Annotated in this window: 19 protein-coding genes and 1 tRNA gene; 11 read left to right on the forward strand and 9 right to left on the reverse strand. The window is 57.0% G+C overall.

Going from position 1 to position 19,301, the window contains the following annotated elements:
• Positions 1-28: 28 nt before the first annotated feature.
• Both VGK23_00635 and aspS read right to left on the reverse strand, forming a co-directional pair.
• Positions 29-1,240 carry a hypothetical protein gene (locus VGK23_00635; GenBank protein HEY3419044.1) on the reverse strand — a complete coding sequence of 404 codons (1,212 nt, stop codon included), beginning with the start codon at positions 1,238-1,240 and terminating at the stop codon, positions 29-31.
• A gap of 15 nt (positions 1,241-1,255) precedes the next feature.
• A complete protein-coding gene (gene aspS / locus VGK23_00640) occupies positions 1,256-2,575 on the reverse strand; it encodes an aspartate--tRNA(Asn) ligase (protein HEY3419045.1) in 1,320 nt (439 codons plus the stop codon).
• Positions 2,576-2,728: 153 nt separating this feature from the next.
• Between aspS and VGK23_00645 the strand changes: the two genes are divergently transcribed.
• Together VGK23_00645 and VGK23_00650 are read left to right on the forward strand one after the other, a co-directional pair.
• Positions 2,729-2,950, forward strand: a complete 222-nt coding sequence (locus VGK23_00645; GenBank protein HEY3419046.1) for a ferredoxin — start codon at positions 2,729-2,731, stop codon at positions 2,948-2,950.
• Positions 2,951-3,037: 87 nt separating this feature from the next.
• The gene (locus VGK23_00650; GenBank protein ID HEY3419047.1) at positions 3,038-3,259 is read left to right on the forward strand and encodes a ferredoxin; all 222 of its coding nucleotides are present in this window, start codon (positions 3,038-3,040) and stop codon (positions 3,257-3,259) included.
• Positions 3,260-3,290: 31 nt separating this feature from the next.
• Here the strand turns inward: VGK23_00650 and VGK23_00655 are convergent, their stop codons facing one another.
• Positions 3,291-4,292 carry a S66 peptidase family protein gene (locus VGK23_00655; protein HEY3419048.1) on the reverse strand — a complete coding sequence of 334 codons (1,002 nt, stop codon included), beginning with the start codon at positions 4,290-4,292 and terminating at the stop codon, positions 3,291-3,293.
• A 173-nt stretch (positions 4,293-4,465) separates the two neighbouring features.
• Here VGK23_00655 and VGK23_00660 point away from each other — a divergent pair, with 173 nt between their 5' ends.
• From VGK23_00660 to VGK23_00675, 4 genes are all read left to right on the forward strand, one after another.
• Positions 4,466-5,608 carry a fructose-1,6-bisphosphatase gene (locus VGK23_00660; GenBank protein ID HEY3419049.1) on the forward strand — a complete coding sequence of 381 codons (1,143 nt, stop codon included), beginning with the start codon at positions 4,466-4,468 and terminating at the stop codon, positions 5,606-5,608.
• Complete coding sequence (gene tpiA / locus VGK23_00665; protein ID HEY3419050.1) at positions 5,601-6,278, forward strand: triose-phosphate isomerase; 678 nt, start codon at positions 5,601-5,603, stop codon at positions 6,276-6,278. The genes VGK23_00660 and tpiA overlap by 8 nt, the downstream gene beginning before the upstream one ends.
• Before the next feature lie 71 nt (positions 6,279-6,349).
• Positions 6,350-8,347: a phospholipase D-like domain-containing protein gene (locus VGK23_00670; GenBank protein ID HEY3419051.1), complete on the forward strand. Its 1,998-nt coding sequence runs from the start codon at positions 6,350-6,352 to the stop codon at positions 8,345-8,347.
• 14 nt (positions 8,348-8,361) lie between these two features.
• Positions 8,362-8,796: a GNAT family N-acetyltransferase gene (locus VGK23_00675; GenBank protein HEY3419052.1), complete on the forward strand. Its 435-nt coding sequence runs from the start codon at positions 8,362-8,364 to the stop codon at positions 8,794-8,796.
• A 39-nt stretch (positions 8,797-8,835) separates the two neighbouring features.
• On the opposite strand, the gene VGK23_00680 is transcribed toward VGK23_00675, so the two are convergent.
• Together VGK23_00680 and dnaG are read right to left on the reverse strand one after the other, a co-directional pair.
• Entirely contained in the window at positions 8,836-10,371 is a 1,536-nt protein-coding gene (locus VGK23_00680) for an ATP-binding protein (protein HEY3419053.1), read from the reverse strand.
• A gap of 2 nt (positions 10,372-10,373) precedes the next feature.
• The gene (dnaG, locus tag VGK23_00685) at positions 10,374-11,906 is read right to left on the reverse strand and encodes a DNA primase DnaG (protein ID HEY3419054.1); all 1,533 of its coding nucleotides are present in this window, start codon (positions 11,904-11,906) and stop codon (positions 10,374-10,376) included.
• Positions 11,907-12,316: 410 nt separating this feature from the next.
• Here dnaG and VGK23_00690 point away from each other — a divergent pair, with 410 nt between their 5' ends.
• From VGK23_00690 to VGK23_00700, 3 genes are all read left to right on the forward strand, one after another.
• Positions 12,317-14,143, forward strand: coding sequence for a cobyric acid synthase (locus VGK23_00690; protein ID HEY3419055.1), 1,827 nt, complete (start codon positions 12,317-12,319; stop codon positions 14,141-14,143).
• Entirely contained in the window at positions 14,140-14,991 is an 852-nt protein-coding gene (locus VGK23_00695; GenBank protein ID HEY3419056.1) for a cobyric acid synthase, read from the forward strand. Before VGK23_00690 ends, VGK23_00695 begins: the two co-directional genes overlap by 4 nt.
• 125 nt (positions 14,992-15,116) lie before the next feature.
• On the forward strand, positions 15,117-15,671 hold the full coding sequence (locus VGK23_00700) for a TATA-box-binding protein (GenBank protein ID HEY3419057.1): 555 nt from the start codon (positions 15,117-15,119) through the stop codon (positions 15,669-15,671).
• Positions 15,672-15,688: 17 nt separating this feature from the next.
• On the opposite strand, the gene VGK23_00705 is transcribed toward VGK23_00700, so the two are convergent.
• Positions 15,689-15,898: a hypothetical protein gene (locus tag VGK23_00705; protein ID HEY3419058.1), complete on the reverse strand. Its 210-nt coding sequence runs from the start codon at positions 15,896-15,898 to the stop codon at positions 15,689-15,691.
• A gap of 91 nt (positions 15,899-15,989) precedes the next feature.
• Here VGK23_00705 and VGK23_00710 point away from each other — a divergent pair.
• Positions 15,990-16,101, forward strand: a tRNA-Ser gene (locus tag VGK23_00710).
• 158 nt (positions 16,102-16,259) lie between these two features.
• On the opposite strand, the gene VGK23_00715 is transcribed toward VGK23_00710, so the two are convergent.
• Together VGK23_00715 and VGK23_00720 are read right to left on the reverse strand one after the other, a co-directional pair.
• A complete protein-coding gene (locus tag VGK23_00715; protein HEY3419059.1) occupies positions 16,260-16,844 on the reverse strand; it encodes a hemerythrin domain-containing protein in 585 nt (194 codons plus the stop codon).
• 191 nt (positions 16,845-17,035) lie between these two features.
• Positions 17,036-17,323 carry a hypothetical protein gene (locus VGK23_00720; GenBank protein ID HEY3419060.1) on the reverse strand — a complete coding sequence of 96 codons (288 nt, stop codon included), beginning with the start codon at positions 17,321-17,323 and terminating at the stop codon, positions 17,036-17,038.
• A 316-nt stretch (positions 17,324-17,639) separates the two neighbouring features.
• Between VGK23_00720 and VGK23_00725 the strand changes: the two genes are divergently transcribed.
• Positions 17,640-18,428 carry a methyltransferase domain-containing protein gene (locus VGK23_00725; protein ID HEY3419061.1) on the forward strand — a complete coding sequence of 263 codons (789 nt, stop codon included), beginning with the start codon at positions 17,640-17,642 and terminating at the stop codon, positions 18,426-18,428.
• Here the strand turns inward: VGK23_00725 and larE are convergent.
• The gene (gene larE / locus VGK23_00730; protein ID HEY3419062.1) at positions 18,400-19,254 is read right to left on the reverse strand and encodes an ATP-dependent sacrificial sulfur transferase LarE; all 855 of its coding nucleotides are present in this window, start codon (positions 19,252-19,254) and stop codon (positions 18,400-18,402) included. The two genes, VGK23_00725 and larE, sit on opposite strands and share 29 nt — an antisense overlap.
• Positions 19,255-19,301: the final 47 nt, after the last annotated feature.

Here is a 19,301-nt window from a genome sequence, read left to right on the forward strand (position 1 = left end):
GACCGGAAATGTATTTTGTAGTTAATAATTATTTGTCTGAAATTGGCAATACTGGTCCTTTACGTTCGAAGAACACACGCTCTTTGCGTGCCTTGATGAAGGTGTCGATGAGGAAGATGTTGCCGATCATGACCAACAGGAACCCGATGAACCAGGAGCCGGGAAAATCTATCGTCGGACGACTGGAGGCGTGCTCGGCGAAGAGGACCGTCAGCCCCAGCGGGAGATATGACAGGAAGCACCTGACAAGGATCTTCCTGTTGGTCGCTCCCCACGCCAGCAGCAACGCGACGATCATCAGGTAGTAGCCCAGGTGGATCTTCGGGTAGAACAGGAAGAACACCATCATGACGATGAAGCAGCCTTCCCAAAAGGTGGTCGTGTCCCTCTTTCTGTAGACATAGTAGCTGGCGCCGGCGATCGTTACCAAAGTCATGATGACCCCGATCGTCCCAGGCAGCGTATATCCGCCCAGGTCCCAGAAGTGCCATGCGCTCATGCCGCCGGTCTGTGCATTCTTGTCCTGAAGGAGATAGTATGACGGGAAGCTGAGGAACTTGTCCGGTGCGATGATCAAGAAAGGCACGATGACCGCGGCCATGATCAACGCTGTGATCCCGAACATCTTCCAGGCATCCTTCCTGGTCGGCGCCTTGATCAGGAACACCATGTAGATGATACCGTTGAAGAACTTCGTCCATATACCGATCGTTTCCACCAGCACCGACGTTTTAAGACGACCCAGGACGAAGATGAACAAAGGAAGCAGGAAGACCAGGGTGGTTATCGCCTCGTCCTGCACGCCGAACGGTGAGTCGATCAACGGATAGGGCAAGAACATGAAGGCCATTCCGGCGATGAACGCCGCTTGTTCGTCATAGCGGCGCAGGAAAACATAGAACGAGATACCGGTGAAGATGCTCCAGAGCGAAAAATACAGCGCGTATTGGTACGACTCCCCGCCCACCAGCTGAGCTGGGACCATGATGTAATCGATGATCGGCGGCGACTCCATGGAGAAATCCTTGTAAGGGATCTGGCCATTGAGGATCGCGGACGTGCGGTTGCGGTAGAAGTTGATGTCGTCGTTGATCGGCACGTTGGGGTCGTGCTTGATCACCGTCTCGTTAACGGCGATAAGCGAGCCGTAGAGCACCAGGCCGATGACCAGCATCACTGCTACCTTCTGCAGCGGGGTCATCCGGCCGATGCGCTTCAGGACGCACTTCCCCAATTCCATCTGTCACCCTTCCGCTCACGGCACCAGGCGGTTGCGGTCACGGGGGAAGAGGATCGCCTCACGTATGTTTTGCTGGTTAAGCATCTTGACCACGAACCGTTCGACGCCGAAGCCCCAGCCGCCGTGCGGTGGCATGCCATAGGCGAAAGAACTCCGGTAGAAATCGAAAGCCTCCGGGTTAAGCCCTTTCTTCACCATGCGCGCCGTCAGCTTGTCATGCCGGTGCTCCCTCTGCCCCCCCGAGGCCATCTCCTGCCCCTTATAGTCCAGGTCGAACGAGTAGGAGTAAGGGGTGCCATCCTTCTCCATGATGTAGAAAGGCTTGGCCTCTTCCGGATATTCATAGATCCAGTACATCTCATAGCCCTTTTCCATCATGAGGTCTCCGAGAACCTTCTCCCCTTCGGTGCCCAGGTCATCACCGTGGCATACGTTGAAACCTCCGGCGCAGACCATATCGATGGCGTCGGCGTAGGTTATCATCGGGTACGGTGCCCTCGGCAGGGTTACCGAGGTGTTCAGCTTCTCCAGGTGTTCCTTTCCCCTCTCCATGACCCCCTTGATGACATATTGCGTGCATGCCTCCAGCATAGCCATCACGTCCCGTTGTGAGGCAATATGGGCCATCTCGGCATCGAATGAGATGAACTCGGATACATGTCGGACGGTGTCGGACGGTTCCGCCCGGAACGCCTGTCCGATCTCGAATACCCGGTCCAGCCCGGTCGCCATGAGCATCTGCTTATACAGCTGCGGAGACTGCGCCAGGTAGGCCTTCTTTCCGAAGTAGTTGATCTCGAACAGCGTCGCCCCGCCCTCGGCTCCGGACGCCACGATCTTGGGGGTGAACGTCTCGACGAAGTTCTCCTTCTCGAGGTACTCATCGATCAGGCGCAGCGTCAGCGACTTGATCTCGAAGACCGCCCTGGTCTCCGGCTTCCTGAGGTCCATGAAACGGTTGTCGAATCGGGTCTCCGGTTCCACGCTGACCTTGTCCACCACGCCCATCGGGAGCGGCGATTGAGAGGTGCTGAGGATGTCCATCTCCGAAGGGATGATCTCGAACCCCGCCTTCGCCTGGGCGCTCTGCTTCACCAGGCCGGCGATCCGGACCACGGATTCTCGCGGCACCGAGGAAAGCTTGTCCATCAGCTCGGGGACGATCTTCTTTTTAGGAGCGGTGATCTGGACGATACCGTACCTGTCCCGCAATATGAGGAACGAGATACCTCCTAAGTTCCTTACTTCTTGGACCCATCCCTCCACGACGACCACTTTGTCAAAGTCTTCGCTGGAGATGTTCTTCGAGTTCTTCGTGGGCATAATCGGTTCCATGGCTCGCACCCAGCTCGGAATATGGCAGGGATTTATTAATAGTGTTGGCAGACCGGGACGATCGTGAGTGACTGCTGGCTCCTTTCGTGGGATGCCGAGGATGGGCAGTTAGGCGAAGAATAATAAACAATGGGCTCTACATGGCTACCTCCAATGCCTAAAGTAACGGTAAACCACGAAACCTGCATCTCCTGCGGACTGTGCTTCAACGACAACTGCCCGGATGTATTCGAGGAAGGCGCTGATGGCAGTTCTCAGCTGAGGGTCGCGTTCCGGAAGGAAACGCTATATCAGGGCGAGATCCCGGACAGTATGAAGGCCTGCGCCCAGAAGGCCGAGGAAGACTGTCCAGTGTCGGCAATTACGGTGAAATGAGACATCGGTATGAAATACGATCGGTTATCGACCCATATTGCATCCGACCGAAAACAATAAAGTCCGATGCTTCTCTCTATATCCTTCATGCCGAAGGTCAAGGTTGACGAGAACGAGTGTACCGGTTGCGGATTGTGCTACAACGACGAATGTCCCGACGTCTTCATGGAAGGGGCGGACGGGATCTCCGAAGTGAAGCCGCCATTCCAGAAGGGAGACACCCACAGCGGCGAGATCCCGGCGGACAAGAAGGACTGCGCTCAAAAGGCAGCGGACGCCTGCCCGGTGACCGCGATCACCGTCGAGTGAAACCTTAACCTTCACTTCGTCGGCTGGACGGTCATTCCACCGCCTTCTCGACGAAGGTCAGTTTCTTTCTGTCAGTGGACAGTTCGCATCTTGTTCCTAAGGGAATAGTGAACATCGGATCGGTGTGCCCGATGTCGATCCCCGCCACGACCGGTATGTCGCATTCCCCCATCAGATCATCGATTATCATCGCCATCGAGTCGTTCTGACCGAACCCCGCCTCGCTCGGCGAGCGTCCGACGACCAGACCGTAGATATTGTCGAAGACGCCCATCTGTTTCAGATGGGTCAGGTCCCGATCGAAGATCTCGGGCGTCGCCGATCCGTCATCCTCCAGGAACAGTATCGCGCCGTTCATGTCCGGCCAATATTCGGTCCCCGCCAGAAGCATGAGCGTGCTCAGGTTCCCGCCCACCGCCCTGCCCTTGGCGTGGCCTTCTCTAAGCACATCCCATCCCGGGTTATTCTTCCACTCCCTTGGACCCAGGTTCTCGTTAAGGAACCAGCGGTCCTCTGCCCAGTTCTCGGAGGCCTCCACCGGGATATTGTTGGACCCTTCCAACAGCACCTGGTCGAACGACCTCTCTGCGTAGGCGGACATCTCCGGCTGGCAGAATGTGACGAAGGCGGGACCATGGAAATTGACCAGCCCGGACCTGGCCAGGATCGCGATGTTCAGTGCGGTCACGTCGCTGAAGCCGATGAAAGCCTTCCTGCTCTCCCGGATGGCCTTGTAGTCCAGCTCGGGCAAGAGCTGGTTCGAGTTGAATCCGCCTATCACCGACATCACCAGGTCGACTTCCGGATCAAGGAATGCGTCCATGATGTCCATGGACCTTTCTTGGATCGTTCCGGAGGCATGACCTCGGGAACCCATGGCATGTTTGGCCATCTGGACCTTCAGCCCCTTCGATTCGAGCCTCCGGATTCCGATGTCCCAGACCCTCGGTTCCAATATACTGGCTGACAGGGATGGGGCCACCAGGCGGACTATGCCCCCGGACTTCACTCTCTTCGGTTTGACCAGGTCCATGCCTGGAGGTAACAGGCCACGGTGGGTTATTCCTTTCGCCCACCGGTCGTGTGCAACATCCTTTGATGGTAACTGGTAACGGTCATGCAATACATTCCAGCACGCCAAATGCGGCATCAATTTTTAAATAGGGTCACTGCATTTCACAAACTCAATCTAGGTACGGGAATCACATGACGGACAAAGTGACTGTTTCAGTGATAAAGGCGGATGTCGGATCGGTATGCGGGCACTCGAAGCCTCACCCGAAGATGATGTCGGTCTGCGGGGACGTCCTGAAGGACGGTGTCCGGGCGGGCACGATCAACGACTTCTACGTCACTAGGGTGGGGGATGACATTAACCTGTTCATGACCCACAACAAGGGAGAGAACAATTGCGACGTGCACGGACTGGCATGGGAGGCGTTCCAAAGAGCCGCCAAGCTGGCCAAGGAGATGAAGATGTACGCCGCCGGTCAGGACATCCTGAAGGACGCGTTCAGCGGCAACATCCGGGGCATGGGCCCGGGAGCCGCGGAGATGGAGTTCATAGAACGCGGTTCGGAACCGGTAGTCTTCTTCATGGCCGACAAGACCGAGCCGTCCGCCTATTCGATGCCATTGACCAGGACCTTCATGGACCCGTTCACGACCACCGGACTCATCATCGACCCGAAGGCCCACGAAGGATTCAGGTTCGAGATACAGGACGTTCTGGACTCGAAGAAATGCATGATGTCTGCGCCGGAAGAGTCGTATGACATACTCAGCCTGCTGGGCGATACCTCCCGATATGCGATCAAGAGGATCTTCAGCAAGAACAAGGACATGGGCATCTCAGCGGTCGTAAGCACCGAGAAGCTGAACCTGTGCGCCGGCAAGTACGTCGGCAAGGACGACCCGGTCTGCGTCGTACGGTGCCAGTCCGGATTCCCGGCGGTCGGAGAGGTCCTCCAGCCATACATGCACCCGTATATGGTGGCCGGCTGGATGAGAGGGTCTCATATCGGCGCCTGGTATCCCTGCTCGGTCGCAGATTCGGACCCGGTCTACTTCGATGGGCCGCCACGCGTCTGTGCCCTCGGTTTCCAGATCAGCCACGGAAAGATCCAGGGCATGGAGGACCCAGGCAGCCCGGTCGGGTTCCACACGCCGGTCGACTTCTTCTCCGGCAGCTGCTGGGACACCGCCCGCCAGAAGGCCATCAAGGCCAGCATCTACCTGAGGCAGCAGGGTCCGTTCATGCCAGGCATCCTGGGACCGGAAGAGATGGAATACACCACCCGCCCGGCCGTCCTCAGCAAGCTGAAAGACAGGATGGAAGACATTGAGTAAGCTCGCGACCCCGGCCATCATCGTCAACTTCAAGGTGTACCGAGAGGTGGAGGGCACAAAGGCCGTCTCCATCGCTCTGGCCTGCCAGAAGGTTGCCGAAGAGTCCGGGGTCAGCGTCGCGGTCTGTCCTCCGGCAGTCGAACTGTCAAGGGTAGCCGCGGCGGTAAACATCCCGGTACTGGCACAGCATGTCGACGCGAGGAAGCCCGGCTCCAACACCGGTTGGATCACGCCGGAGATGGTCGCGTCGGCGGGCGCAGCCGGTACTCTATTGAACCATTCCGAGCATCGGCTAGAGATCACCGACCTGAAGAACTCGGTTTCCGCGTGCAGAGCGAACAGTCTGCTATCGGTTGTCTGTGCCGATTCGGCGGAGACATCCGGTGCGGTAGCATTTTTCAAGCCCGATTTCATCGCGGTGGAACCGCCGGAGCTGATCGGAGGGGACATATCGGTCACGTCAGCAAGGCCGGAGGTCGTATCCGATGCCGTCAACGCGGTACACCGGGTCGATGCCAATATCCCGGTGCTTTGCGGGGCGGGTGTCAAGACCGGCAAGGACGTGAAGGCCGCCATCGACCTGGGAGCGAAAGGGGTGCTCCTGGCATCCGGAGTGGTGAAGGCCTCCGATGTCAGAAAGGCGCTTTCCGACCTGGTCAGCGGCATCTGATTATTCTGACCGTTCTCTCAGGTTCAGAGTAGCACATCGATGTATGGTCCTAACGGTCGCATGTCCCTAGCATGCGTCGATGGGATCAGCCGGTGGCCGTCCTTGCCCTTCTTGCTCTGCTGATGCCCGTGCTCCCGGTGGTTGCGGGAACGGATGTCAGCGGGGATCCGACCCCCATGCTCCTCCTGGTCAGGGTGGCCCCATCGACGCCTCTCGAATTTGTGACCATCCAGAATGTCTCGAATCGGACCATGGACCTACGCGGTTACACAATCGACGACGGTGAGGGGTGGATCAAGTTGAACGAGACGATGCCGCTTAAACATGGAGAACGGCTGAGCTTCTCTCCAGACCCGGTCTCATTCAGGACCTACTACCCGGAGGAAATGGTCATGGCCTATCGTGGAGAACACGCCATAACCCATGGAACCCTCGCCCTGGCAGATAAGGGTGACCAGGTCAGCCTGATCGGTCCGGGCGGAGAGTTGGTCGACACCTTCTGTTACGGTGCTGCCTCAACGACCTCAGGATGGGCGGGATCGCCTTTCACGCCATTGCCGAAAGGGGACATGGCCGTTCGCGACATGACGGTCCACGACACGGATACCGCCTCGGACTGGTTCCGTTCCTGCGCGGGGAGGTCGGAACGGGACATAACGTCATATGAGGGAACTGTTGAGCCCTTTACCTCCCCCGAGGATGCGCAGATGAGAATGGTCCGGGAGATAGGCTATGCTCGGGAAAGCATAGAGGCGTGCGTCTACGAGATGGGCGATCCATTGATAACGAGGATGTTCTCCGACGCCGAGGCCGATGGCGTGAAGGTGAGGATCCTGATCGAGGGTCAGCCGGTAACCGGTCTGTCCAACTCCTCCAAGACCGCCGTCGCTACCTTGGTTTCCTCTGGATGCGATGTCCGCTTGATGATATCAAATCAAAGCTATCGGAGATACGATTGCCTGCACGCCAAGTATTTCGTCATCGACCGGGAGCGGGTCACCGTGATGTCCGAGAACTGGGCGGGCGGCCTGATCACCAACCGCGGTTGGGGGGCGACGGTCGTATCACCAGGATTGGCACGGGATGTGATTGACATGTTCCAGGAGGATTCCTCCCTGGACCGGCGGGATGTGAAGGAGGCATCACCAATGGTCAAGGATTGGTACGCTCCCCCGACCGATGTCGATCCGCTTTCCGCAAACGGAAGAAATAGGGAGCCGGTGACCTGCGACGTTTCCCTGATAGTTTCCCCGGACACTGCATACCGGGGCATCCTAGGCCTGATCTCATCCGCTACCTCCAGACTTCTGGTCGAACAGTTGTACATCGACCCGGCCTGGGTGGGGAAGAATCAGATAATGGACGAACTGATAGACGCGGCCAGTAGAGGTGTGAAGGTGCGTGTGCTGCTCGACCAGACCTTTGTGGACACCTCTGACACTCGGAACAACTCGATGACGGTGGATGCACTCAACACCCAGGCCAGGGAACTGGGCATTGACCTCGAGGCCAGGCTCATTTCGGACTATCACGATCTCGGTGTCCTCCACAACAAGGGGGTCATCGCCGACGACAGGGTATTGGTTTCCAGCATCAACTGGGTGGACGCATCCGTGTTCCAGAACCGGGAGATAGGGCTGATAATATCATCGTCATCGATGGCCGCATTCTTCGCCGATTTCTTTTGGAATGATTGGGCGGTCGATCCAGACCCGCCCTCGATCCGTCTTCCCTGGAACAATCTGACCTTGAGCGAAGGGCAGCCATTGCTCCTGGACGCCACCAAGTGCAATGATAATGCAGGCATAGCCTCTTACTTTTGGACCGATGGTCGGGACGGACGCCAATGGAACGGCTCGTACCAGATGGTCTATCTGGAGTTGGGGGTCCATGAGATCACCCTGGAGGTCACCGATCGTTTCGGGAACACGGCGACAGCGAGGCTGCTCGTGATAGTCAATCCCCTGGCACCGGTCGACGAAACGAACTATCTGATCCTCGTTCCGGCGGGAGGCGTCGGTCTGGCCGGTCTTATCTGGTTTGCCTGGAAAAGAAATAAGAGGCGCTAGCGCAATCGGCCGGCGTGCTGATAAGGTACTTCAAACCTTCCGATCTCTGGGCGGTCTATGAACTGGCCTCGAACAATCTGAAGGAGCGGTACAACCCCACCATCTTCTCCGAACTCTCCGTCTACTGGCCCAATGGGTTCCTGGTCGTGGAGGACATGGGGCGGATAGTAGGTTTCCTCTTTGGCATCATGTCATCGGAGGTGGAGTCCCGGGTCCTCATGCTGGCGGTCAAGAAGGAACACCGGAACCGCGGTATCGGCACGATGCTGCTGAACCGCTTCTTGCTGGAGGGCGCCAACAGGGGGGTCAGGATGATCTCCCTGGAGGTCCGTGCAGGCAATCTGCCGGCAATAAGATTCTACCAGCGGTTGGGCTTCATGATGACCGGCCGCATTCCGAACTATTATTCGAATGGAGAGGACGGATACACCCTCAAGCTCCACCTATGATGCCTTCCGACCTCGATCCAGCTTGGAGCTCCGTTCCCATCAATGGAACATCGTGTCCTTGTCGGCGGTCTCGTTCTGGAAATAATAGGGGGATTTCTCCTTCTGGGCTGAAGATATGTCCGTGCCCAGGCCCTTGGTGTACGAGCCATACCGGTCCTTGATCTGGTCTTCGGCGGAACGGGAACGCTTGATCGCCAGGTCGATATGTTTGAGATCGATCATAGGGTCACCGTTGACCACTGCGACGTCCCCGGCACCACGCACCAGGCCACCCAGCTCTCTCAGGCGCAGGGTCAATGCGTTGTTCTGATTATCGATGCGCTTGGCCCGCTGCCTGGCCTCCTTGATGATGCCCACCACCGCGGCGGTCGTTGCCGGCGGGATCCTTCCGTCAACGGTGATCTCCTGGGCTATGAACTGGGCCAAGCGGGCCCGGTTCTGATCGTTGTCCTCCATGGTGGTGTTGACCAGCACCTCATAGCCGTTACCGGATATCCTGGAGCGGAGCGGAGAGAGGACCTGTTCCAGGTCCTGTATGTTGCATGCCCCGACGAATATGAAATCGCATGGAACGTCGTTGACCTTCACGCTTGCCCCGGCGCTCTGCGGGTTGCGGCCGCTGATGGGGAAGCGCTTCTCCTGCATGGCGGTGAGAATGAAGCGTTGGATGTGGCCGAGATGGGGCAGCTCATCCAGGAAAAGGACGCCTTCATGGGCCTCGTGTATCGATCCCGGGACCACTCTCTCATAGGGCTGCGTTCCCAGCTGTGGGTGCCCGCCATACGGGTCATGTCGGACATCTCCCAATAGTTCGGTCTCAGATGATCCGGTTGCCAGCACGAACGGGTTGCGGTTCAGGGGGACCAGGACCTTCCTGGGCGAGACCTTTTCCAGTTCGCGGCGCTTCTCCAGCGCGCTCTGGTCGAGCACCCTGATCATTTCACCACAGCGCTCAAAGACGACCACTTCCTCTTTTCCGAAGCGTTTCCGGGTGGTGGTGACCCTCTCCTTGCCAGCCGATGCGGTCTGTCCCTGGGCGGCGTTGATCTGTTCGAACAGTCCGGTCATCAGGTCGCCGAACGGGTTGGCCTGGTTCGGCTGATCCCCGCCCTTGGGCTTGGCGCATTTGGGACAGGTGCGCTCCTTCGGTGATGAATAGGTGCCGCAGTTCTTGCACCGGTATCCGAGACGCTCGGAGACGTTGATGGGCGCGTTGATCGGGTCGATCAGCTCTCCCTCGGCGGAGCCCAGGGATTCCAGTTCCTTACGGACCTCATCCTCCCTTTTGACCTCGACCGTGGGACGCTCCGGGTTCTCCGGGTTGTGCACGATGCGGATCTCCTCCTTGGGAGCCGATAAATGTAAAGAAAGCGCCTGGGCGATCATCGATTTCCCGCATCCAGGCGGACCGACCAATAAAAGATGGCGCCGCTGCTTGGCAGCGATGCGCGCCAGGGTCACGGCCTCTTCCTGGCCGATGACCCGCATCAGCGGATCTGTCGGTATCTCGATGTCCGAGGTGGACTCGATCGACCGAAGGTCGGGTTCCCGCTGAAGGTTCACTTTTGCAGTCATGTTCAGTTCAGATCTTCCTTGGTCCAGACATCGACGCTGCTGGGCTGCTTGGTTATGTTGCCCATCTTGGTGCCGACGAGTGTCCCTATCTTCTGTTCCGCCGCTATATCAAGTATCCTCTGGGTGACGATACCGTCGAAGACGACTGCGGAAATGGGCTCGGTCTCGGCCTTGAGGGTGTTGACCAGCTCTTTCACCGGCACCTCCTTGCGGACCGCGCCCAGCGGGTCCATGATCTTCGCCTTGGAGGTGGACGACAGCTCGTTGATCATGCCGCGGTACTTCTCCTGGGCGGCAGACAGCTTCTTGGCCTTCTCCGAGCTCTCGGAAGGCATCTCTGGTGCTGCCTCTGCCGGCATCGGCGGGGCCCTCTCCTCGCGCCTCTCGTAGCGGTCTCCGCCACGGCCGCGCGGTTCCTCGCGCCTCTCGGGGCGGCGTTCCTCGCGCTCCTGCCTGGGTGCGGGTGCCTCGCGGCGTTGCTCCTGGCGGGGGCGTTCCTCGCGCCTCTCCTGCCGGGGGCGCTCCTCACGGCGTTCCTCGCGCTCCTGCCTGGGTGCCGGGGCCTCTGCCGGCTTCTCGAAGGGCTTCTCCTCGACGTCCGTCTTGTCCTCGATGGCGCGCTCCGCCTTGTCCTCCTTCTGGAAGCGTTCCAGCTTCTCTGCCTTGTCGGACCGGCCGTTCTTCTTCTCGGTCCCGTCCGCCTCAAGCCCGAACATCTCCATGAACTGCTCGCCCGGGATCTTGTTGCGCAGGCACTTCATGATCTGCTTCTGGGTCAGCTCCTCGACCTCATGGGCACGCGGCGCACGGGCCACGAAGTCCACCTCGGCCACCTGGAACAGTTCCCTGAGGATGAGCTCTCCGCCCCGGTCCCCGTCCACGAACGCGGTGATGACGCGCTCCTTGGACAGCTCCATGATGGTCTTCGGGATGTTTGTACCCTCGACAGCGATGGCGTTCTTTATGCCAGATTTCAGCAGGTTGAGCACATCGGAGCGCCCTTCCACTACGATTATGGCATCAGAGTCCGGGACGTTCGGTCCGGCGGGCAGACGTTCCTTGCCGTAGTAGATGACCTCTTCGACCTGCACCGACTGCCTGACGCTCTCGGTCAGGTCCACGCCGCTGGTCTTGGACTGCTTGATCAGTTCGGTCAGCAGCTCACGGGCACGGTCGATGATCTTGGCGCGCTTGACGACGCGTACATCCTCGATCGACTCCACGGTGATCTTGGCCTTGCATGGTCCTACCCGGTCAATGGTCTCGAGGGCCGAGGCCAATATGACGGTCTCGACCTGGTCCAGGCTTGACGGGATGAGGATCTCGCCTTCGGATTTGCCCTGCTTCGAGTGCACATCGACCTCGATCCTTCCGATCCGGCCGCTTTTCTGCAAATCTCTGAGATCAAGTTCGTCACCGAGCAGACCTTCGGTCTGTCCAAAAATTGCACCCACTACGTCCGGCTTTTCAACGATGCCATCAGCGTTGAGCCTCGCCTTCACCAGGTACTTAGTGGTGCTGGGATCAATGTTCATTATTAATTCACCTCATTTCCTGGAAAATCCGCTACACTCTCAATACCAGCCGCAATATCCTCCACGGAAGCCTTGCTTTAGCGCTCCCGCAGGCATGCCATTCTTTGGTGAGTCCCGCTTAGACGGGGGTGAATGGGTTGTGATAGTGAAGATGTGATATCGGAAAGCGTGGTGCTTTTCCGGAACCTGAAGTATGCAACGGCACTTATATAAGTTTCGCCGATTGAAACGCCGTTAATGGTGCTTGATTAAACTAACGAACATTCGTATTGCACCTGGTTCCAGCATGCTTCACTATGCCTTCCTTCAACGATTCCGAGATACTTTAATAATCGTCATTGCATACTGCATCCGCTGCTTTTATTGGATGATTCATCCAACTCAGAAGCATGCAGGAGACGGGGTCGGAAATGCGTAACTTCGTGGAAAAGATCGCCGAGGAACTCGCCGCCGGGGACATAGGCACCAATTCCTCGTGCGATTGGTATCACTGCCATTTCAAAGGGCAGAACTGTTCCTTCTGCTTCTGCCCCTTCTATCCCTGCATGGATGGCGATCTAGGAGAGATGGTCAAAGGCAAGAAGGGCCCGGTGTGGAGTTGTCAGGAATGTTTTTGGATGCACCGGCACGATGTCGCTGCCGATTTCCTCAAAGAGATGGGTGGGCGGACTTATGACCAAGTCTCGCAAGAAGAACTGACGGAGATCAAGGCACGGCTCGAGTCCCGGCATCTCAAGAAGGCAAAACGCCTGATGGTCATGGGAGCGACCTCCGGAGCCGGTAAGTCGCTCATGTGCACTGCCTTCTGCCGTATCTTTTCCAACATGGGCTATACGGTGGTCCCGTTCAAGGCCCAGAACATGTCCCTCAACTCGGTGGTCACCGATGATGGAGAGGAGATCGCCCGTGCCCAGGAACTTCAGGCCAGGGGAGCGAGGATAAAGCCCAACAGCCACATGAACCCGATACTGCTGAAGCCGAAGGGAGATTCAGTATCTCAGGTCATCGTGGAAGGCCGCCCCTATAGGGACATGGACGTGAAGCAATACTACGGAGAGTTCACAGACATCGAAGGTGTGGAGATCGTTAGGCGCAACATCGGGCTGCTGTCCAAGACCTCCGACCTTATCGTCATCGAAGGTGCGGGAAGCCCGGCCGAGATCAACATGTCCGAGCATGATATCGTCAACATGCGCACGGCAGAGATCGCCGAGGCAAGCTGCATCCTGGTGGTCAACATCGAGTGGGGCGGGGCGTTCGCCTACATGTACGGAACGCTCATGCTGCTGCCCGAGGAACAGCGGAGGATGTTCAAAGGCATCATTGTCACCAACATGCACGGTTCAGCCGAATCGCTTGCCGAAGGCTTCGAGGAGATCGAACGCCTGACCGGTGTTCCGGTCCTTGGGGTCGTGCCGCACATCGACCTTGACCTTCCTGACGAGGATTCGATGTTCCTCGGTGACCGGAGGAAGGAGGGTTCGATCGTCGTCGGTGTCGTGCGTCTCCCGAGGATATCCAATTTCACCGATTTTGACGCCCTGTCATTGGAACCGGGCGTGGTGGTCCGTTTCCTGGACGATGCGTCGGAGGTGAACGAATGCGCCGCCCTGATCATTCCTGGCACGAAGAACACCATCGACGACCTGACCTGGATGAGGGAAAAGGGCTTCGACGCAGCGATCTGTTCGGTCAGGGGCAAGGTCCCGATCCTGGGCGTATGCGGAGGCTTCCAGATGCTGGGAACCGAGCTTAGGGACGAACAGGGCCTGGAAGGCAAGGAGTCAGGGACCACCGAGGGACTGGGCCTATTGGATGTTGTTACTAGCTTCGACTCTTATGACAAGAGGACCGTCCAGGTCACCGGACTGATCGTGGGGCAGGAGAACCTCGGCCCGGTGCGTGGATATGAGATACACATGGGTATGACCGATCGCGGCCTTTCACCTCCTTTGTTCGACATCGAGGACTTCGCGGGAAAGCATTCGGACGGTGCGGTATCGGCCGACGGCATGGTCATGGGTTCATACCTCCACGGATCGTTCGACCTGCCCGCGTTCCGCAGGTTCTTCCTTTCGAAGGCCTGCAGGAGCGACACCGAGGTAAAGGACGACTCTCCGGCCAAGGACTATGATGCCTCCGTGGACGAAAGCATCGAACGCATCGCCGCGGCCTTAAAAGGCTCCTTGGACATGGGCAAAGTGTATAGGATGCTCGGCTTGGGGGAAGGGAAATGACCCGCAAGGTGATGTTCCAGGGCACCTCTTCCGGCGTGGGCAAGACGCTTTTGACCGCCGGGGTCTGCCGCTATCTGCAGAGGCAAGGCAGGGACGTTGCCCCGTATAAGACCCTGAACCTGTCACTAAATTCGTTCGTGACGAGCGATGGTGGGGAGATCGGCATATCCCAGGCATTCCAGGCATGGGCCTGCGGCATCGAGCCGACCACCGACATGAATCCAGTCCTGCTCAAGCCGAAGGGTGAGGGCGGTCTTCAGGTCATTCTCAAGGGAAGGCCATATGTCGACGTGAACCGACAACGAGGAGTAGAGCGCGAGGTGTTCCTGGAAGCGATCGGGGATTGCTTCGGAAGGCTGTCAGCAGCACACGGCAACATCGTCCTGGAAGGCTCTGGATCGCCCGCGGAGATCAACCTGAGGAGGCATGAGGTGGCCAACATGACCACAGCCCAGATGACCAGGAGCCCGGTCATCCTTATTGGCGACATCGAAAAGGGCGGGGTGTTCGCGGCACTGTACGGAACTTATCGCCTGCTCCAGGAAGAGCACAAGCGCCTGGTCAAAGGTTTCGTCATCAACCGGTTCCGGGGCGATGGTTCGATACTGGGGAAAGGGATCGACCGTCTCGAAAAGGAGATGGGGGTGCCCTGCCTGGGCGTTCTCCCATACCTGCGGATGCGGTTCCCGGAGGAGGACAGTCTTTCGATGTCCACCGGATGCTCTGGGGCCGGAGATGACATCAGGAAGGTATGGATGTCGAACCTGGACCGGTTCGTTGATGAGGCTTTATCCCAAATGGACCTGGATACTCTTGAGAACATCATGACCAGGGGAGCAGGGACCTGACCCTTCTTCGTCGAGTGATATCGGTTCACAACATGTTCTTTATTGATATCGATTCGATATTTCGCTTCGATCACGCTTAACAACCTCGACTGCAAATAGTCGTCTTGGTCTTCTCTTCCCGAGGGATGAAGATTTCCAATTACTGCATCCAGAACATGGTGGCATCTGCAAATTTTGGTATGGAACTAGATCTCAGGAGCCTCTGCCTCAATCTCTCAGGGGCAGAGTACGACCCCGAATCCTTCCCTGGACTGATCTACAGGCTGAAAGTACCCAAGACAGCGACGCTCATATTTCGGAGCGGAAAGGCGGTATGCACCGGCGCCCGGACGCTGGAGCAGGTCAAATGCGCCATCGAGACGGTGGCTCAGAATGTCAGGAAGACCGGCGTAATGATCACCGACCACCCCCCCTTCGAGGTCCAGAACATCGTTGCCTCGGCAGATCTCGGACATTCAGTTAATCTCACCACAGTGGTGATATCTCTAGGACTTGACCGGGTGGAATACGAACCGGAGGTGTTTCCCGGTATGGTCTACCGTCTGACCGATCCAAAGGTCGTGATCCTTCTCTTCGGGTCAGGAAAGCTGGTATGCACAGGGGCAAGAAAACCGCAGGACGTCGAGGACGCCGTGGAAAAATTGAGAAATGAGCTGGAATGCTCTGGATTGCTGAATTGAGATGAGGCCGCTGCTGATCAACCACCGGACGCCACCCTTATCACTTTGAGGGTCTCCCCTGCACGTATCGTTTCGGTGATCGGCACTGGCGATTTTCCCCGAAGCACGATGTGCGCGTCAGCGAAGAGATTCATATGTTCCAGGACATCCGATACCTTCGAACCCTCTGGCAACTTGACAATGGTAGCGGTTCCCCGGTGCTCGACGGTCACTGAGATCTCGGACATCGTTCCCAGGTATGCACTGCTCCTCTAATCAGCTTGGTGGTGGTTGCCGGTTCGCTAAACTAAAATAGAGGAAAGTCATCAGCATGATTAGGCCGAGGTAGCCCAGTCCGGTAAGGCGGTAGCCTCGAATCGCCGACAAACGGCGTTCGCGAGAGAGCTACTGGTGTTTCACCTCGGGAGTTCAAATCTCCTCCTCGGCGCCATTCCTTCTTCAGTCTCTTCAAGGTCATCGATTTACCTTCCTCGAAACACGAGTGAGATCTGGCACGGCTTCACAGAAAGATCGATCTCAAATTCCATAGGAATGACATAAGGTTCAGGTGACCGGATATGTTCCGACGGTCGAGAATTGATCAAAAATTCAGGGACCAGTTCTATTGGTGACCAATTTCTTCCCGGATTCAAAGAAACCTTTTCCCAGCACTGTGTCCTGGAACCTGGTTGCGAATGCTTCTGATGAAGCATAGAGATCCTCCTTGAAATTGGACATTATGTAGTCCTCGAATTGCTTGTACACTTTCATGTCCTCCTTGTCATCCATCTTGGACTCAATGCCAGGGAAGATGACGTCCTCTTCCTTTTGGATGTGGGCGGCCATATGCTCGACCAGCTTGCCTGCGTTCTCATAGAAGGCTGCATCATCTCCGCCGGGGCGGACGAACGTAAGCATCCCCTGGGCAAGCAATCTGGCTATCCTGTGGTCCTCGAACAGCTGCTGAAGGTCTTCGGTATGCTCCGGATCGGCGCACATTGCTGCCGGGAAAAGGAACCGTTCCTCCTTGCCATGATGGAAATGGTCCATGAACATGAGCAAGAACTCGATCCCCTCTGTGGCTATCTGCCGGTGTTTGTCGATCGATTTCTTTTCCACAATATCCTTGTAAACGTCCAGGACCTGACGCAGGATGCCGTGATCGTATGATAACAGAGTGATCGAGGCCTTCATGATATTGACTACGATTTCCCGGATATTCAACGATTTCCGTTCAAATGGAATCTCGTTTCACCAGGTACCAGCGAATGTTCAGACAGTCATCATTACGAAAAACGGACTAAGATCGAGTTAATGTTCCGGATTGTTCAACAATGGATGGGAGGAATCGCTATCCTCCCGGAATGGCATCTCTTTGATTAGGCTCAGATCAGGATGCGATATCCTTCGGAAAGGGCAAGCATCGAGTCCCTGGTGATACCAAGGTACATGGCCTTCGTCTTTGCCCGCCGGTATGCATTGTTCGCCACCGCTTCGCTGATCTGGAACTTGGACGACAGATCATGGCTGGTCGCTCCAACGATCTCGCGCCCTATCCAGACTTCAGCTTCCTGAGGGGAAAGCCCTGCATTGAACAGTGTCTTGAACACGACGTTGTCATTGATCTCCACCGATAACGACCGTATTGCCGAAGCGTAGCTCGCGGATGCCATAGAGTTGATGAGAACGTGGTGATTTAAACACTATTTTGTCTAATTGTCAACTTTTGAAAATAAGAAGTTGCCCAGATGATGTTCCATTGAATGTCATCGATAGGATGGCCATCGTAACTGATCATTATGTCCTGGGGGCGATCAGGATGACTGGGACTCAGGCGCTCCGAACGGCTCGTGCTAGATCGACTGTTAGAGGTCATGACCGGTTAGGGAAGACAGGGACTTCTGGGACCCCGAGACCTCGATTTTCATCTGCCGGCATGATTCTTAGACTGGAAATTAGCAACGATACAAATTAAGGATGAACGGCAGTATGGACCTGGAAGATATGGTCGAGGATGCGAGAAAGATTTTCGGCAGTAACGCAAAACGGTATCGAAGAAGCCCGGAGCATGCCCACCAGCAAGTCCTTTCCGGAATGGTGATAATGGCCAACCCGGAACCACATGCCCTGGTGCTGGACGTTGCCACGGGAACCGGCAATACGGCCAACGCGTTCGCCCCCTTCGTGCGCAGGGTGATCGGAATCGACATCGCTCCTGAGATGGTCGGGGAGGCCGATGATCAGATCCGGCAGAACGGCGTGCAAAATTTGGACCTTTGCCTGGCCGATGTCATGGCGATGCCCTTCCCCGATTCGACTTTCGACATGGTGGTGAGCCGGGGGGCCTCTCATCATTTCACAGATATCAAAGGGGCCTTGGGTGAGATGTCCAGGGTCCTTAGGCCAGGTGGTGTGATGGCCATCGATGACCGCATCGTGCCGGAGGATGAAGAGGTTTACCGAACGATGAACATGTTCCACGTCCTGCAGGACCGGTCACATATGAGGGATCACAGGCCAAGCGAATGGAAGGCCATGCTCTCCGATGCCGGGTTGGATCCGAAGGAGATGAGGACCTATATTAGGAACCTGCCCCTGGACAGGCTAACTGGCACCGCTGAAGAAGAAGATGCACAGGAAATCATCCGCCAGGTGAACGGGTTCAGCGAAGAGATGAAGGAGAAGTTCGGATACCGAACGGTCTCTGGTGAGGTCCATATCAATCACTGGTTCCTGATGCTCACGGCGGTCAAGAGGATCCCGCCGTCCGGTGAATGAGCGGCTCTTCCATGCTCCCGGAACGGAAGCCCTGGATATCCAGGGTCACGTAGACGAACCCGAGCATCTTGAACTCCTTGACAATCCAGTCCCGGTTATTGAGGACCAGATAGAACTCCGGAGGCGAGACCTCGATCCGGGCGATGTCCCCATGATGCCGGACCCTCAGCTGGGTGATGCCGAGGTCGCGCAGGAACTCCTCCGCCGCCTCGATCCGGGCCAGTTTCTCGCTAGTGATCTCCGTTCCGAAAGGTATCCGGGACGCGAGGCAGGCGCTCGACGGTTTGACCGCGGTCGGCAATCCCAGAGACTTCGACAGATACCTTACCTCATCCTTCGTCAGTCCGACCTCTGCCAGCGGACTGTGGGTCCCCAACTCCCTGACCGCCCTCAGGCCGGCCCTGGAGCTCCTCAGATCATCGGCGTTGTTGCCGTCGGCCACGGCCAGGAATCCCTCCTCTTTTGCTATCGACAGGAATTTCGTAAGCAGTTCCTTCTTGCAATGGTAGCACCTTTCGGCGGTGTTCTCCGTGAAAGCGCTGGTGTCCAATTCCCTGGTCAGGACCTCGATGTGCCTGGCGCCGAGTCGTTCCGCTAGTTCCACCGCCTCTTCCCTTTCCTTCCTGGGGAACGTCTCCGAGACCCCGATCATAGCGACCACCTTATCTTGTCCAAGCGTGTCCAATGCCACCTTGAGCAGCAGGGTGCTGTCCGCCCCGCCGGAAAAGGCCACCGCCAAAGGACCGTACGATCTTAGCAAATCATGCAATCTCGACAACTTCTCTTCCGGGGTCACATCCAGTGATGGGGTGAAATTGGTATTCAAACCTAACGCTGGGGAAAAGGGAATATAGGCATAGAGCGCATCGGGAA

The sequence above is a fragment of the Methanomassiliicoccales archaeon genome (genome assembly GCA_036504055.1).
GTDB lineage: Archaea > Thermoplasmatota > Thermoplasmata > Methanomassiliicoccales > UBA472 > DASXVU01.